This is a genomic window from Bacillus kalamii (assembly GCF_047238185.1).
Taxonomy (GTDB): Bacteria; Bacillota; Bacilli; order Bacillales; family DSM-1321; genus Bacillus_AD.
This window is the reverse complement of sequence record NZ_JBDFMI010000006.1, coordinates 839,480-853,808: the sequence shown is the minus strand read 5'-3', so window position 1 is coordinate 853,808 and position 14,329 is coordinate 839,480. Positions and strand designations below refer to the sequence as shown.

At 44.0% G+C, this 14,329-nt stretch carries 14 protein-coding genes; 4 read left to right on the top strand and 10 right to left on the bottom strand.

Annotation, left to right across the window (positions count from 1 at the left end):
• Positions 1-142 precede the first annotated feature (142 nt).
• The gene (locus ABC357_RS22080; RefSeq protein WP_412889676.1) at positions 143-2,011 is read right to left on the bottom strand and encodes a BclA C-terminal domain-containing protein; all 1,869 of its coding nucleotides are present in this window, start codon (positions 2,009-2,011) and stop codon (positions 143-145) included.
• 151 nt (positions 2,012-2,162) lie between these two features.
• The gene (locus ABC357_RS22075; RefSeq protein ID WP_412889675.1) at positions 2,163-2,585 is read right to left on the bottom strand and encodes a hypothetical protein; all 423 of its coding nucleotides are present in this window, start codon (positions 2,583-2,585) and stop codon (positions 2,163-2,165) included.
• Between the two features lie 188 nt (positions 2,586-2,773).
• Here ABC357_RS22075 and ABC357_RS22070 point away from each other — a divergent pair, with 188 nt between their 5' ends.
• On the top strand, positions 2,774-4,249 hold the full coding sequence (locus tag ABC357_RS22070; RefSeq protein WP_412889674.1) for an amidase: 1,476 nt from the start codon (positions 2,774-2,776) through the stop codon (positions 4,247-4,249).
• A 53-nt stretch (positions 4,250-4,302) separates the two neighbouring features.
• Here the strand turns inward: ABC357_RS22070 and ABC357_RS22065 are convergent, their stop codons facing one another.
• The 5 genes from ABC357_RS22065 to ABC357_RS22045 form a co-directional block, all read right to left on the bottom strand.
• Positions 4,303-5,601 (bottom strand): arsenic transporter, encoded by a 1,299-nt coding sequence (locus ABC357_RS22065; protein WP_412889673.1) that lies wholly within the window; start codon positions 5,599-5,601, stop codon positions 4,303-4,305.
• Positions 5,602-5,788: 187 nt separating this feature from the next.
• Positions 5,789-6,499: a purine-nucleoside phosphorylase gene (gene deoD, locus ABC357_RS22060; RefSeq protein WP_412889672.1), complete on the bottom strand. Its 711-nt coding sequence runs from the start codon at positions 6,497-6,499 to the stop codon at positions 5,789-5,791.
• A 43-nt stretch (positions 6,500-6,542) separates the two neighbouring features.
• Entirely contained in the window at positions 6,543-7,937 is a 1,395-nt protein-coding gene (locus tag ABC357_RS22055) for a purine-cytosine permease family protein (protein WP_412889671.1), read from the bottom strand.
• A gap of 390 nt (positions 7,938-8,327) precedes the next feature.
• The gene (locus tag ABC357_RS22050) at positions 8,328-9,890 is read right to left on the bottom strand and encodes an MDR family MFS transporter (RefSeq protein ID WP_412889670.1); all 1,563 of its coding nucleotides are present in this window, start codon (positions 9,888-9,890) and stop codon (positions 8,328-8,330) included.
• Between the two features lie 419 nt (positions 9,891-10,309).
• Positions 10,310-10,798 carry a DinB family protein gene (locus ABC357_RS22045; RefSeq protein WP_412889669.1) on the bottom strand — a complete coding sequence of 163 codons (489 nt, stop codon included), beginning with the start codon at positions 10,796-10,798 and terminating at the stop codon, positions 10,310-10,312.
• A 183-nt stretch (positions 10,799-10,981) separates the two neighbouring features.
• Between ABC357_RS22045 and ABC357_RS22040 the strand changes: the two genes are divergently transcribed.
• Both ABC357_RS22040 and ABC357_RS22035 read left to right on the top strand, forming a co-directional pair.
• Positions 10,982-11,305, top strand: a complete 324-nt coding sequence (locus ABC357_RS22040; RefSeq protein WP_412889668.1) for a PadR family transcriptional regulator — start codon at positions 10,982-10,984, stop codon at positions 11,303-11,305.
• Complete coding sequence (locus tag ABC357_RS22035; protein WP_412889667.1) at positions 11,298-12,524, top strand: DUF4097 family beta strand repeat-containing protein; 1,227 nt, start codon at positions 11,298-11,300, stop codon at positions 12,522-12,524. Before ABC357_RS22040 ends, ABC357_RS22035 begins: the two co-directional genes overlap by 8 nt.
• A 43-nt stretch (positions 12,525-12,567) precedes the next feature.
• On the opposite strand, the gene ABC357_RS22030 is transcribed toward ABC357_RS22035, so the two are convergent.
• On the bottom strand, positions 12,568-12,879 hold the full coding sequence (locus ABC357_RS22030) for a hypothetical protein (RefSeq protein WP_412889666.1): 312 nt from the start codon (positions 12,877-12,879) through the stop codon (positions 12,568-12,570).
• A 152-nt stretch (positions 12,880-13,031) separates the two neighbouring features.
• On the opposite strand from ABC357_RS22030, the gene ABC357_RS22025 reads away from it, so the two are divergent.
• The gene (locus ABC357_RS22025) at positions 13,032-13,511 is read left to right on the top strand and encodes a 2-thiouracil desulfurase family protein (RefSeq protein WP_412889665.1); all 480 of its coding nucleotides are present in this window, start codon (positions 13,032-13,034) and stop codon (positions 13,509-13,511) included.
• Between the two features lie 48 nt (positions 13,512-13,559).
• On the opposite strand, the gene ABC357_RS22020 is transcribed toward ABC357_RS22025, so the two are convergent.
• Together ABC357_RS22020 and ABC357_RS22015 are read right to left on the bottom strand one after the other, a co-directional pair.
• The gene (locus ABC357_RS22020) at positions 13,560-13,781 is read right to left on the bottom strand and encodes a GNAT family N-acetyltransferase (protein WP_412889664.1); all 222 of its coding nucleotides are present in this window, start codon (positions 13,779-13,781) and stop codon (positions 13,560-13,562) included.
• Entirely contained in the window at positions 13,696-14,328 is a 633-nt protein-coding gene (locus ABC357_RS22015) for a Clp protease N-terminal domain-containing protein (RefSeq protein WP_412889663.1), read from the bottom strand. Before ABC357_RS22015 ends, ABC357_RS22020 begins: the two co-directional genes overlap by 86 nt.
• Between the last annotated feature and the right edge of the window lies 1 nt (position 14,329).

Here is a 14,329-nt window from a genome sequence, read left to right as displayed (position 1 = left end):
TATCAATGTATGCAGGTATAGGAATGTCTTAGCTCTCATAAGCATGTTTTCCCTAGATTTATTTAGAAGCAAATAAAAGGACCAACACTAAAAAGTATCGATCCCCTTATTTTATTTCCTAATGATTCATCAATCGCCGGAACTATGAAAGCCGGATGATACCGACATTAGCTCCTGTTCCTGCAGATGCTAGCGTTGCTGCACCCAATAAACCAAACAGCTGCAATGCGACTGTAGTTCCTGCAGGCACAGTTACAATAACACTATTCTTAAATCCTGATAACGTTAGGACCGGTGCAATAGTTGAAGCTGTATTTGGAGTTCCCCCAATTACTAATCGTGAACCCACTAATAGGCCTGCCGTTAGTTGTATCGTGTATTCCATATAATATGTTCCTGCTTCAGCAAGTGTGAACGTATCCGTCGCAAATGTAATACCAGGGCCAATGTCCTGCGAATTCGGAAGAGGTATATTTGTTCCTCCTAAAACGACCGCAATGACAGAACCGCTTGTGTTAGCTGCATAAGCATTCGTTGCAGTCGTTCCCGTTCCAGTCGCTCCCGTAACTCCAGTAGCTCCTGTGGCTCCTGCTGCTCCTGTTGCTCCGGCTGCTCCTGTGGCTCCTGTTGCTCCGGCTGGACCGGTTGCTCCGGCTGGACCGGTTGCTCCGGCTGCTCCCGTGGCTCCGGCTGCTCCTGTGGCTCCATCTGCTCCGGTTGCTCCGGCTGCTCCCGTGGCTCCGGCTGCTCCTGTGGCTCCATCTGCTCCTGTGGCTCCGGCTGCTCCCGTGGCTCCGGCTGGACCAGTTGCTCCATCTGCTCCCGTGGCTCCGGCTGGACCGGTTGCTCCATCTGCTCCCGTGGCTCCGGCTGCTCCCGTGGCTCCGGCTGCTCCTGTTGCTCCATCTGCTCCCGTGGCTCCGGCTGCTCCCGTGGCTCCGGCTGGACCAGTTGCTCCATCTGCTCCCGTGGCTCCGGCTGGACCGGTTGCTCCATCTGCTCCTGTGGCCCCGGCTGCTCCTGTTGCTCCATCTGCTCCTGTTGCTCCGGCTGCTCCTGTGGCTCCTGTGGCTCCGGCTGGACCGGTTGCTCCATCTGCTCCTGTGGCTCCGGCTGCTCCCGTGGCTCCGGCTGCTCCTGTGGCTCCATCTGCTCCGGTTGCTCCGGCTGCTCCTGTGGCTCCGGCTGCTCCCGTGGCTCCGGCTGCTCCTGTTGCTCCATCGGCTCCCGTGGCTCCGGCTGGACCAGTTGCTCCATCTGCTCCCGTGGCTCCGGCTGGACCGGTTGCTCCATCTGCTCCTGTGGCCCCTGCTGCTCCTGTGGCTCCATCTGCTCCTGTTGCTCCATCTGCTCCCGTGGCTCCGGCTGCTCCCGTGGCTCCGGCTGGACCGGTTGCTCCATCTGCTCCTGTTGCTCCGGCTGCTCCTGTTGCTCCATCTGCTCCTGTTGCTCCGGCTGCTCCTGTGGCTCCATCTGCTCCTGTGGCTCCATCTGCTCCTGTGGCTCCGGCTGCTCCCGTGGCTCCGGCTGCTCCTGTTGCTCCATCTGCTCCTGTGGCTCCATCTGCTCCTGTGGCTCCGGCTGCTCCTGTGGCTCCGGCTGCTCCCGTGGCTCCTGCTGGGCCTGTCGCTCCATCGGCTCCTGTCGCTCCGGTCGCACCTGTTGCTCCGGTAGTTCCGCTTCCTCCCAATGATCCTGCCGGGAGGATAACTGTATAATCTGGTGATACACCTGGTTCTCCGACTGGTCCATTTACATTCGCTACGTATAAACCGCCTTCATAGTAAACAATTTGACCAGCTAGATAAGTCGGTGCCAATGCTGGGTCAAACACCACAACATCTGTTAATCCTATTCCTGTTGCACCTGTTGGCCCTGTTGGCCCTGTTGGTCCTAAAAATGGCGGTCCAGGAGGAAAAGGTGGTCTTATACCGCCTGCCCCGGGAAATCCGCCTTGTGGACAAAAATGTTGATAATTATCCGAATAGCAATTTGAATATTTTTTCCCCACTATATGATCACCCTTTCTATGTTTTTCTGGTTATATTATGAAAAAAAGGAACAACTTGTGAACAAGCAATCTTTTTTCCCCTAAAAAAAGACGCATGCCCAGAAAAACTCCAAACAAAAAAGCACTGCACAGGTTGCAATGCTTTTACTCTTTATTTCTTTGATAGTTCTTTATATGCAATCACTTTAAGAGCTTGGATTTCTTCCGGTGACAACTTACTTTCTACTTCATTCATAATCTCTTGTTTGGAAGCTGTCCCATTTTTGACCTCAGTAGAAATCCGCTTTAATTCACTTACTCCCACCTTCTTAACAAGAACGCGTGTAGCTTCTTCTTTCGTATTGAATGGCAGCTTGCTTTCATCGGCATTTGCACCTTCTTGGACAAACCTTTTAAGATCTGGATCTTTTTCAATCGCCTTTTTCACTTCATCCACTTGCCCGCTATTTTCTAACTGGTCTGAAACCATATTCATTACTTTATCTGAGGCATAATTCGTACCGAAATAGTAAACGCCATATCCTGCTGCTGCAAGAATCACAATAATTAGGAAGCTAATTTTCAAGAATTTCACTTATCATTCCTCCTTTCACATATCATATCTTGACCTTGCCCAAAATACAATCTTGACATAATGGCTCCTTCCAGCTGCTGAAAACAAACCACTCCTTTCTATAATATATTTATTGGGTCCCGGGCAAAAAAACATTATACTTAATTATATAGACAGTTTTTGAAATTTCAGAAAATAGGAGCGATGATATGATTGAATTAAAAAATAATAGTAATCCATCAGCTATTCTTGATATGGATGCCACTGCTATAGCTGAACAAATCAGGAACCGTTCCATACGTTCAGTTGATGCAGTCAACATATATATAAAAGCCATCCTTACTATAAATCCTGTGTTAAACTGCGTGATAGAAGACCGCTTTGAAGCAGCTCTTGCGGAAGCAGAAGAAATGGATCATTTATTGGACCAAGGGGTGGTATACGCAGGAAGATTAGCCGGCGTCCCCATTAGCATGAAAGAATGCCTGGATGTATCAGGAATGAAAACCACCGGAGGACTCCGTTCTCGTAAAAACCATCAAAGTACGGATGATGCCCATATTGTTCACCTATTAAAGAATGAAGGAGCTATTATCATCGGCAAAACCAATACGGCAGCTATGTGCTTTTACCAGGAAACAGATAATAAACTGTTTGGCAGAACAAATAATCCGTGGAATACAGCGCGGACTGCAGGCGGTTCTTCTGGGGGCGAAGCAGCCTTGGTCGCATCTGGAGGCGCAGCAGTTGGAATCGGTTCAGATATTGGAGGTTCTATTCGTATACCCAGCCATTTTAACGGTACAGTAGGCTTCAAAAGCAGCTATGGAAAAATCAGCTATGAAGGGGGATTCCCTGAAGTGACGATTCCTTTGCAAAAGCGAATGCTTGGTGTAGGGGCCATCGCTAAATCTGTTCGCGATGCAAAGCTTATAAACGAGGTCTTATCAGAGAAAATCCCTGATAATCAAGATTTGCATTCGTATGAAATCATTCTTCCTCTCGGCCAAATCAACTATCCTATCAGCTCCAAAACACGTACACTTCTTATGGATATACGGGATTTTCTTCAAAAATCCTTCCCTGTATCGGATCAAAAACCTCCTTATTATCAAGCTTCTGCCTTGATGTGGCAACTAATCATGTCCATTGATGGCGCCAATGATATTGCCAGAACTGCTTTTTCCCATCCAAAACCGCCAATATGGAAGGAATATGTAAAAGAAAAACTCCTCAGAGTTTCCGACCACCACCGCTTTTTAACTTGGGCGTTAATTGGAGCAAAATGGCTTCAGCCCAAAAAAGAACAACTGGAAGAAATCGAAAAAACGATAGAGCAAGGAAATACCCTAGTAGAGGAGTTCTTCCATCAATCACTGCTTGTTCTTCCTGTATATCACTCTGCAGCGCCTAAACATGGCCAGGTATTCAAAGAGCTTTTCTCACCGCGTAGAACCTTCCAAACATTCATGCCCTTCACTGCTTATGCAAATGTATGGGGTCTGCCATCCCTGACGGTTCCGGTCGGTGAAGATCGGGAAGGAATGCCGATTGCCGTCCAAATTATCAGTTCCCCCAAAAATGAGAATGCCATCTTTCAGCTGGGCGAATTGCTTGAAAATCAATTCAGAGGCTATGTACGTTGTTCGTACAGGAACGATAAAGAAACAATTATCTATGAATAGCCTAACATTCCTTGACCGGCTACAAGTAGATGAATGACCTTTTCCTCAATCAATTAATGCAGAAAGTGCAACCATATGTATAATCCTAATAAAGTGATAAAAAGTGTAGGAATCGTCAATATTAAACCTACTCTGAAATAATATCCCCAGGAGATATGAAATCCTTTATTTCTCAATACGTGCAGCCATAGAAGCGTAGCCAAAGAACCAATCGGTGTAATCTTCGGCCCTAGATCAGAGCCGATTATATTGCTATAGATTAATGCTTCACGGACAGCTCCAACGGCATGGACATCATTGATGGCCAATGCATCTATCATCACAGTCGGCAAATTGTTCATCACAGAAGATAAGATAGCGGATAAGAATCCCATCCCCAAAGTAGCTGCAAACAAACCGTGCTCTGTAAGGGATTGAATGAAACCTGCCAGTAAGCCCGTTAAACCTGCATTGCGCAAACCGTATACCACAACATACATTCCCACTGAAAAAAAGACAATATTCCAGGGAGCGCCCTTTAAAATAACAGGAATATTGACTGCCCTGCTTCTTTTGGCCAGAAGCAAAAATAGGAATGCAACCGTTAATGCAATGAAAGAGACCGGCAGGCCAATGGATTCGCCTCCAAAATACCCGACTAATAATAGTAAAAGTACTAGCCACGAATAGCGGAACATAAGCGGATCCTTAATAGCTGTTTCCGGCTTTTTCAATTTCTCGGTTTCATATACTTTTGGGATATCCTTCCTGAATAATAGAAAGAGAGCCAGCATACTTCCAGCTAAACTGAAAAAATTCGGGATAATCATTCTCGAGGCATATTCGCCAAAAGAAATATCAAAGAAATCAGCCGATACAATATTCACCAAATTGCTGACGACTAGAGGCAGAGACGTTGTATCTGCAATAAAACCGCTAGCCATGATAAAAGGGATGATCATCCGGTCCCTGAAGTTGAGGGCTTTCACCATTGCCAGAACAATAGGCGTCAATATTAAAGCTCCTCCGTCATTCGCAAATAAAGCCGAAACGACCGCCCCTAAAATAGAAATCAAGAGAAACATACGAATACCGTTTCCCTTGGCGAATTGGGCCATATGGAGAGCTGCCCATTCAAAGAAACCGATCTCATCCAAAATCAATGAAATAATAATGAGTGCGACAAATGTAAGAGTGGCATTCCATACAATACTTGTGACATCCCATACATCCTGTAAGCTGACAATCTGAAAAAGCAATGCCAAAAAGGCTCCTCCGCAAGCGGACCAGCCGATTCCCAGCCCACGCGGCTGCCAAATGACAAGCACTAATGTAAGAATAAACAGACTGACTGCGATGAAGATGGTAAACATACTCTACACTCCCACTAATTCTATATTTCTAGTAAACCTTCGCTAATCATTTCCGAAGGATCTTTTCAACTCTTTTATCTTACTATATATCTCCGTTTCATCCATACGTTAGCCACTTACCTCTTACCCATGGGAACGCAGAAAAAAACCGGATTGCAGCATGTGCAATCCGGTTGGACTTTATTCCTTATTCGTTCACAAGCGTTTCCAACGCCACAGTAATCATATCATTGAACGTCGTTTGGCGTTCTTCCGCTGTTGTTTCTTCACCAGTGATTACATGGTCGCTGACTGTCATAATGCTTAATACGTCAATGCCGTATTTAGCACCTAATGTATAAAGGGCGGACGTTTCCATATCGACTCCCAATACACCGTAATCAGCCAATTTATGAATCATTGAATCATCATCTTCATAAAAAGCATCCCCTGTATATACATTGCCAACACGGACAGTCATATCTTCATATGCCTTAGACAGGCGGAATGCTCTTTCCAGTAATGTAAAGCTGGCATTTGGAGCGTAATTGATTTGCGGGAATATCAAATTCTGCATTTTGGAATCATTCGTTGCTGCCATAGCCATGATAATATCACGGATTTTCACTTCACGTTTCATCGCCCCGATTGTACCGATGCGGATAATGTTTTTAACACCGTAATCTTTAATTAATTCAGTAGCATAGATGCTCATTGAAGGAGCACCCATACCTGATGATTGAATGGAAATCTTGTGCCCTTTATATGTGCCCGTATAACCGTACATTCCACGGACTGTATTATGGCACTCTACATTTTCAAGGAATGTATCCGCAATATATTTTGCTCTTAGCGGATCTCCCGGCATTAATACCTTTTCAGAAATTTGGCCTTCTTTAGCGTTTAAATGGATACTCATGATATATTTTCCTCCTGAATGATCTATAGGTAGTTATCTGTTTTTAAGAAGCTTTCTTGATGCTTCCTGTCCCTTTTCCTTGGGCTTTTTTCTGATATTGAACATATATCAAGCTCATGATAAATCCAGCAGCAAAGGTTAATAGAACACCCAAGCTATTGTCCGCGAAAATTCCTTTTGCGAATGGAGCCGGGAACACAGGGTTAGATGTAAACAAGAATCCGATTACTACACTAGCAAACCAGATTGCGACATTTCCCTTATTGACTTTATTAGCCGATCCTTCCGAAAGGAGCTCCGGATCGTATCCTTGTTTTTTACGAAGGACGATATAGTCAACCATGAAGACAGCTGTCCAGGCAGCCAAACCGATTCCAACCAATCCTAGGAACATTTGGAATGATCCAAGGAAATCGCCATTAATGAATAAAACGTAGATCGGCAGAAGAATCATGATAATACCATGGAAAATGATTGAAGTCCGGTCAGAGATTTTAATATTTGTTGCTTCTAATGCATTCCGTGCAGAACGCAGTGAGATTACAGCAGGTGGAATGATACCGCCTAAAGCTGTGATAAAGTAAGGGATGACCATCCATGCTGGCATTTGCTGTGCCAATGCTGCAATTGGATCAGCTGAGCTGATTAATTCAGGGTTTGTTGCATTCATTAGGATACCCAGAAACATAATCACAAACAATGGAATAGATGATGCTAACGTCGTTGTGATAAAAATGGATTTATTGCTTGATTTTGGACTTTGATAGCAAGAGTAATCACTTGCGCACATAGCCCAGCTCAGTGCGGAACCTGCAATAATGATAGAGATTGCCGGCAATACGCCTCCAATCCAATCTCCATTAGGCATGTTCACTAATGCCGACCAGTCTGTCTGTGGCACAAGGATGAATAGTACCACTACAGTCAGTGCACCGAAGATATATGTGAAAATGGTTTGTGCTTTAACTAATGTATCTTGATTCACAAGAGAAAGAGCCATAATAGCGATTGCCAGTCCCACAAGTCCAATCACTTGTGTCATAGTTGTAACTTCCATGCCAGATGCTGAAACGATGGCATTAATGGAAAAAATACCAGTCGGAACATTCCCTACACTTAGCCAGCCGACTAGGCAGATCCAAGCAAGCACTGCAGGAATTAAATTTCCTTTTGTACCGAATGCTGCTCTCGATAGAATAAAGGTAGGCGCTTGTCCTAATTTACCTGGCAAGCTTAAGTATCCGATTAAGGCAAATGAACCTGCACCAAGCAATGCAGCCACTACGGACTGAACAAAGTTGAGACCATAGCTGACAATAATACCGCCATACACCAGCCCCATTATTCCAAGATTAAGAGAAAACCAAATCCAGAATAATTGTTTAGGACTTCCTGTTCTTTCACTTTGAGGGATTAAATCTGGATGTTCTTGACTCATGATGACTCCTCCGATACTAAATTTTTCACTGAAAATCTCGTCATTTTCTGTACAATCCATCTTAAATAGCTTGCTCAATGTATAATTGCCGTATTGGATTGTACAAACCGACATATTTTTACTTCAGCTGGTCTGATGTCAGACCTCTTATCTAAAAAAAAATGTAAAACATGCATTATACCCTGTCATTCATTCGATTGTCTCTACACGTTTGAAAGGGCTTTCTTTTTACACCCTTACAATACCACGAAATTAATTATATTGAAATAGCGTTTTTGTAAAAACTTTATTTTTTTTATGACTCTTTCAAGATGTAGTCATCCTTTCATCCAAAGAAATTAGCCATGCTAAAAAGAAGCCTTCGGGAGACCGAATGGCTTCTTAGTCATTTTATTTTTCACCTTGCTTGTCTTTATCCCTCATAATTCTCCCATTTCCTATAAATAAGGCTGATATTATGCCAAAGATAATAAAAATGAGTCCGGTAAGGAATACCGCAGAGAAGGACTTGGACCAAGCTACACTGATTCCTTGAACAACCAGATTCCTGAGTTCTTCCGGGAACGGAATCCTTGAAGGGTCAACAAGAAGCCCAAAAAGTGCGTCTGTTTTCTCAGCCAATGACTCAAGCGCTTTTTGTACAAGCGTTTCGTTAGTGGCCCCTGCCTCAGCCGCCATATTGGATACGATTGTCTGATTCATGACTGAATTCAGGACTGTAATTCCGATTGTTCCTCCGATTGAACGGAAGAAAGTCGCCGCTGACGTTACAGTTCCCAATTGGGAAGAGGTAAATTCATTCTGAATAGCAATCGTTATCGTTGGCATGACGAGGCCCATTCCAAATCCCAATACAACCATATAGGTGTACGCCTGCCCTTGAGTGGAATCCAGCCCCATTGTACTCATGAGATAAAAACCGCAGGCTGCAATGATCATTCCAGCTGTTAATACTGTCCGGAATTTTAATCTCAACAATAATCTGCCCCCGATAATACTCGCCAAAATAAGTGATATCATCATTGGAGTCATTGTCGACCCCGCTTGTGTTGGAGAAACTCCGAGGATTCCCTGCATATACATCGGCACGAACATTACCGCACCGAACATGCCTAATCCAAGAAAGAACCCAAGGGCATTCGATACCGCAAATACTCGATTTTTGAAAAGACGAAGGTCCAGCACCGGATCTTTTGCTTTTCGTTCAATGAAGCCAAAGATAGTAAATAGAACGATCACTGCTCCAAATAATGTGTAGGAAGTGGCCGAATTCCAGGCGAATTTATCGCCGCCAAATGTAAGGCCCAGCAACAAAAGAATCACAGTAGGTATTAAAGTGAAAATACCCCAATAATCGATATATACTTTTCCCTTCTTAATAGCTTCATTTTTCAACCCGACAAAAAGAAGACCTGCCGATAAAAGGCCAAAAGGAAGATTAATGAGGAAAATCCAATGCCAACTAACATAATCCACGATCAACCCACCCAAAAAAGGGCCGAGGACAGAACTGAGGCCAAATAAAGCGCCAAAAACCCCTTGCCATTTGGCCCTTTGCTCCGCTGTGAAAATATCTCCTATGATTGTTTGCGATAAGGGCATAATCATGCCGCCCCCAATCCCCTGCAATCCTCTGTATAAAACTAATTGCTCCATGGAAGTAGCTGTTGCACACAGCCCGGAACCCAATATGAAAATGACACTCCCCAAAAGATACAGCTTTCTTCTCCCGTATATATCCGACAGTTTCCCTACAATCGGAACCACAGTTGTAGAGGCAATCATATAAGCAGTGGTAACCCAAGCAAAAATGCTGAAGCCATTCAACTCCGCGACAATTGTTGGCATGGCTGTTCCAACAACTGTTTGTTCTAATGAACTGAAAAACATCCCAATCATCAGGCCCGTTAATACGATATTCTTATGTATACCGACAAAGTGTTGTTTAGTCATGCGAATCTCCTTTATCTACCTGCAGCAGAAGGTCTAAACAAAATGAATAATAACATGCAGAGACCAGCCATTTAGATAAGGTAGTTTATATTCATGAATGAAATAGCCGCACAAAGCAACTCCTGATTCTTAGCTCTCCTAAAAAAATCCGAAAATAGTGGATAGATTATAGATTGCATAAGGTACGCTACTTATATAGTGGACTTTTTCATAAAAAAAAATGTAAACAAATTAGCTTTATAGATAAACGATTGACTAATTAGCCCATTATATGAAAAGGACCATCTAATCAAACGTTTGATTAAATGAGTGCAGATCTTTTCGGAGCTGAAATTTTGCGGGGTTATTAGCCAAGCCTTTTCCATGGGCATACGGATCCATAAAAAAGAGGCAGACCAAAACGGCCGCCCCATACACAATTACTTTTTCATTGCTTCCATTTCTTCCTTGGAAGGTCCATACACTCCAGGTACCACTAAGCCCGCTTGGCGCATAAGGACTGTCATTTGGCCCCTATGGTGCGTTTGGTGGTTAAGCAAACGTTTAACCAACTCATTCTTAGTTGATTGCTGCCCCATCATTGTTACTTCTTCTGCAAGGTCGCTGTCTTTCCACTGCTCTTTAATCGCTTTCGCAAAATCAGCTGTCAGTCGTTTATACGTAGCAGCTATTTCCTCTGCAGATGCAGGAACGGAAGCATCTTTCCCTATCCCCTCGAATTGAATCCCTAATCCTCTCGAGAAAAAACCTAGCACGCCCGCCAAGTGCCACCCCAGTTCCCCAAGCTTATGATGGCCTGGAGCCACTTGCTGCTGCAGCGATTCATCCGTCAATACATCCAGCTCTTTTTGAGTGATTTGCGCTTCTTCATTCCAATCCTTCAAGAATTCATCCACTGTTTGATACATAAAAAGACCTCCTCAAATTAGAATCACGTTTATTATTTCATAAAAGACAGCAATTCTCCTGCTTATTGCTCGCTGTATTTATTTGTTTTTAGAATTTTTTGAACAATACCTTGCAATAAACAATACTGAGTGTCATACTATAGTTACTACTAAATATTAAACAATAGTGAAGGCGGTGTCTGAGTGAACGTACAATTTAAAAAAGGTGTTCTCGAGCTCTGTGTGCTTTCTTTACTGTATAAGAAGGACCGTTATGGATATGAACTGGTCCAAAGCATATCCGAGAAGTTCGAAATATCGGAAGGTTCTGTTTACCCTCTGTTGAGGAGATTAACGAAGGAAGAATACTTCACCACATATTTAAAGGAATCCAGTGAAGGACCATCGCGCAAATACTATCATCTTACTGAAAAAGGCCGTAAATACACACAACAACTGATTAATGAATGGAAGATTTTCTCGATAGCAGTGGACCAAATAATTATGGAGAGTGATTACGATGAATAAGAAAGAATTCCTTGATTTATTGCAGACTCACTTAACCAACCTATCAAAGGATGATGTCCAAGATATTTTATATGACTTCAATGAACATTTCGACAATGGGGCTTTGTCTGGTGAAACAGAGGAACAAATAACGGCGAAGCTTGGCGATCCTCTGGAAATAGCCCAGGAGCTATGCAGCATACATCCTACAGTAAGCACCGATCCTGAAGAGCCCGCCCATGCTACAAAGGAGTCTATTTCCTCCACTACAGGTGAAAGAACTACCTTTAATGGTGCAGAAATAAACGAATTGCACATTGATACAAACATATATGATATTACTGTCACATCTACCCCTTTTGAGGAAATTACGATTGAATGCTCGTCTTCCCACCAGCCTTCCATAAAAGTGGCTGGGGATGTATTGCAGTGCGTATCAACACATAAATCTAAATTATTCTTTTCATTTTTCAATAAAACCTTATATCCAGAGCTGCACATTGGCATTCCTTCATCCGGTTTGAAAACCTTATTGATCCAGACAGCAAGCGGCGATGTAAAGTTGAAGCAACTAACCGTAGAAAAGGTCTCTCTGACCAGCACAAATGGAGATACAACGCTCAACAAGGTCCATTGCGGCCATTTGACCATTAAAAGCCAGCATGGTGATATAGCCCTACAGAATTCTTCTATGGATGACAGTTCAATTCATGCCCACCACGGCGATCTTTCCCTGAATGATCTGACGCTATCATCTTCTGAAGCAAAGGTTGTTTATGGCGATATCGATGTATCGGATGTAACAGCAAAGGAAGTAGTGCTGGCCACTACCCATGGCGATATAGAAATCAATGATGTAACATGCGCCGTTATTAAGTGCAACAGCCGCCATGGCGATATTTCTCTGCGCCATTCCCATCTTGCTTCCCTTCATGCAGAAACAGTCAGCGGCTGTATAGAAGCGCAGGGCAATATTGAGCGATTCCAGCTTCAGAGCATATCCGGCGACTTAAGGATAGAGCCGCACTCTTTGGAGCAGGAGGCAGCAGCTACAACAGTGAGTGGAGACATTGCGGTCAAAGTATCCAGCATACCGGAAAATACGGTCATTAAAGCCTCGACTCTGCATGGAGATTGCACTATTTTCAAACAGAAGACATCCTTGTTCGAAAATGGGAATCATCTAAATAAAGTCCTTTTCGAGACAGTAAACGGCGATATTCAGGTAAAAGCAAAGTAAACAAAAAAGGCGTCTCTCCCTATCGGATAGATGCCTTTACTGTTCATATCAATGTTTTTTGATTTTGTGCAGCATCGATTAACACGATAATGGCTGTTAATATATGTAGAATCATACCGACAAAAGGAATCCAGCCGATAACGGATGCCACGATGCCCAAAATGTTGCCGGGAGCTTTCAATCCATTATTGTAAGCAAACACCACCGCTAAAATATGCAAAATCAGCATGACTGCCAACGGAGTCCAGCCTAAGCTGATAATAGTGGCTCCCCCGATAAAAGGAATTCCCAAAAAAGCCTCTAACCCCCCTGTCACCCACTTCAACACGTTCACATTATTTGCATTCATCATCATGCACCTCTCTTCTATATTACTTTTTACCTAATAGAAAGAGCATTTAAACACCACTGGAAGAATGTCTGTGACCAATGTGTAAACAATCATCCGGAAGCCTCCGATTCGTGGTATGCTAAAAAAAACTAGGCCATCCAGAAAGGAAGTTGTTCATGTATTTGGTCAGTTCCTGTTTAGCAGGGCATTCCTGCAGATATAATGCGACACATTGCCTGGATCAGGAAATAAAAAGGTTAATCCAAAACAAGCAAGCCGCCACGGCATGCCCGGAACTGCTCGGCGGCTTGCCGGTCCCTCGTGAACCGGCGGAAATACAAGGCGGAACCGGCAAGGATGTCTTAGAAGGAAAAGCCAAAGTATTAACTGTATCCGGGATTGATGTAACAGATGCTTTTATAGAAGGCGCAAGGCGTACTTTAGCATATGCACAGAAGCTGAAGGCCCATACGGTTGTCCTAAAAGAAAATAGCCCATCCTGTGGAAGCCGGACTATATACGACGGATCCTTCCAGGGAACGAAAAGCCAAGGGGAAGGTGTAACCTCAGCGATGCTAAGAATCAACGGATTTCGGGTGATTTCGGAAGACGAATTCCTCCTATACGTTAGATCTAATCAGCAAAAGCAGGAATGACTACAGCCCTGCACGTTTTTTCGTAAAACTCCAGAGGGCCAGCCCCTCCTATAACGGCATATTCATAGCCGTTTTTTTCATATCTCGCAGGCATTGCAATAAGAGCACTCTGCCAAGCCCCTTTACTCTTGCATGCTTTGCCACACCCATCGGACCAAAATAGCCTTTTCGGGATAGATAACTATCATAGGCAGCAAAGCCAACAATCCGATTGTCTTCTCCTCGAGCAATAAAGACAGTGGAAGGATTCTGTTTGCATCCATCTTCCACTGTCAGCCTCCACTCTGGCGAAAAAGAACACTCTACAAAATGAAACAACTCTTCCCAATCCTCCTCGGACTGCCCTTGAAATTCCTATGATTGATTCATCTATGTCCAGTATGCTTAGCCGGCAGACCATATCACGGGAAGTTGTACCCAATTCAAGCATGATGGCCTGATCCGCTGCAGTCAAATAAGTATCGACCTGCCGTGAGCAAATCAATGCCTTCAGCAGATGCCCTTCATTCAGGTAGGATTGGTTGTAATGCTCCCTATATTTTTTAGCTATGCCGATAATTTCCAATGCTTCGGCAGACATCGCTGGCTCTTCATTGGTTGGCCCTTTATTCCCTATCTCTAATGACCGTCGGATCACACCTGCATTGCTCGAAATGCGCAATGAAATCTCTCCAAGGACACCCGTTTTCTCTTCCAACAAGGCAAGCAGCATATGGACAGGCCGTAATTCATTGCTTCCTGCCTGAGTTCCCTCCCACAAAGCAGACTGCCATATTCTTTCCATCCGCTCTGTAAAGCGCACATCGACCGCACTCATC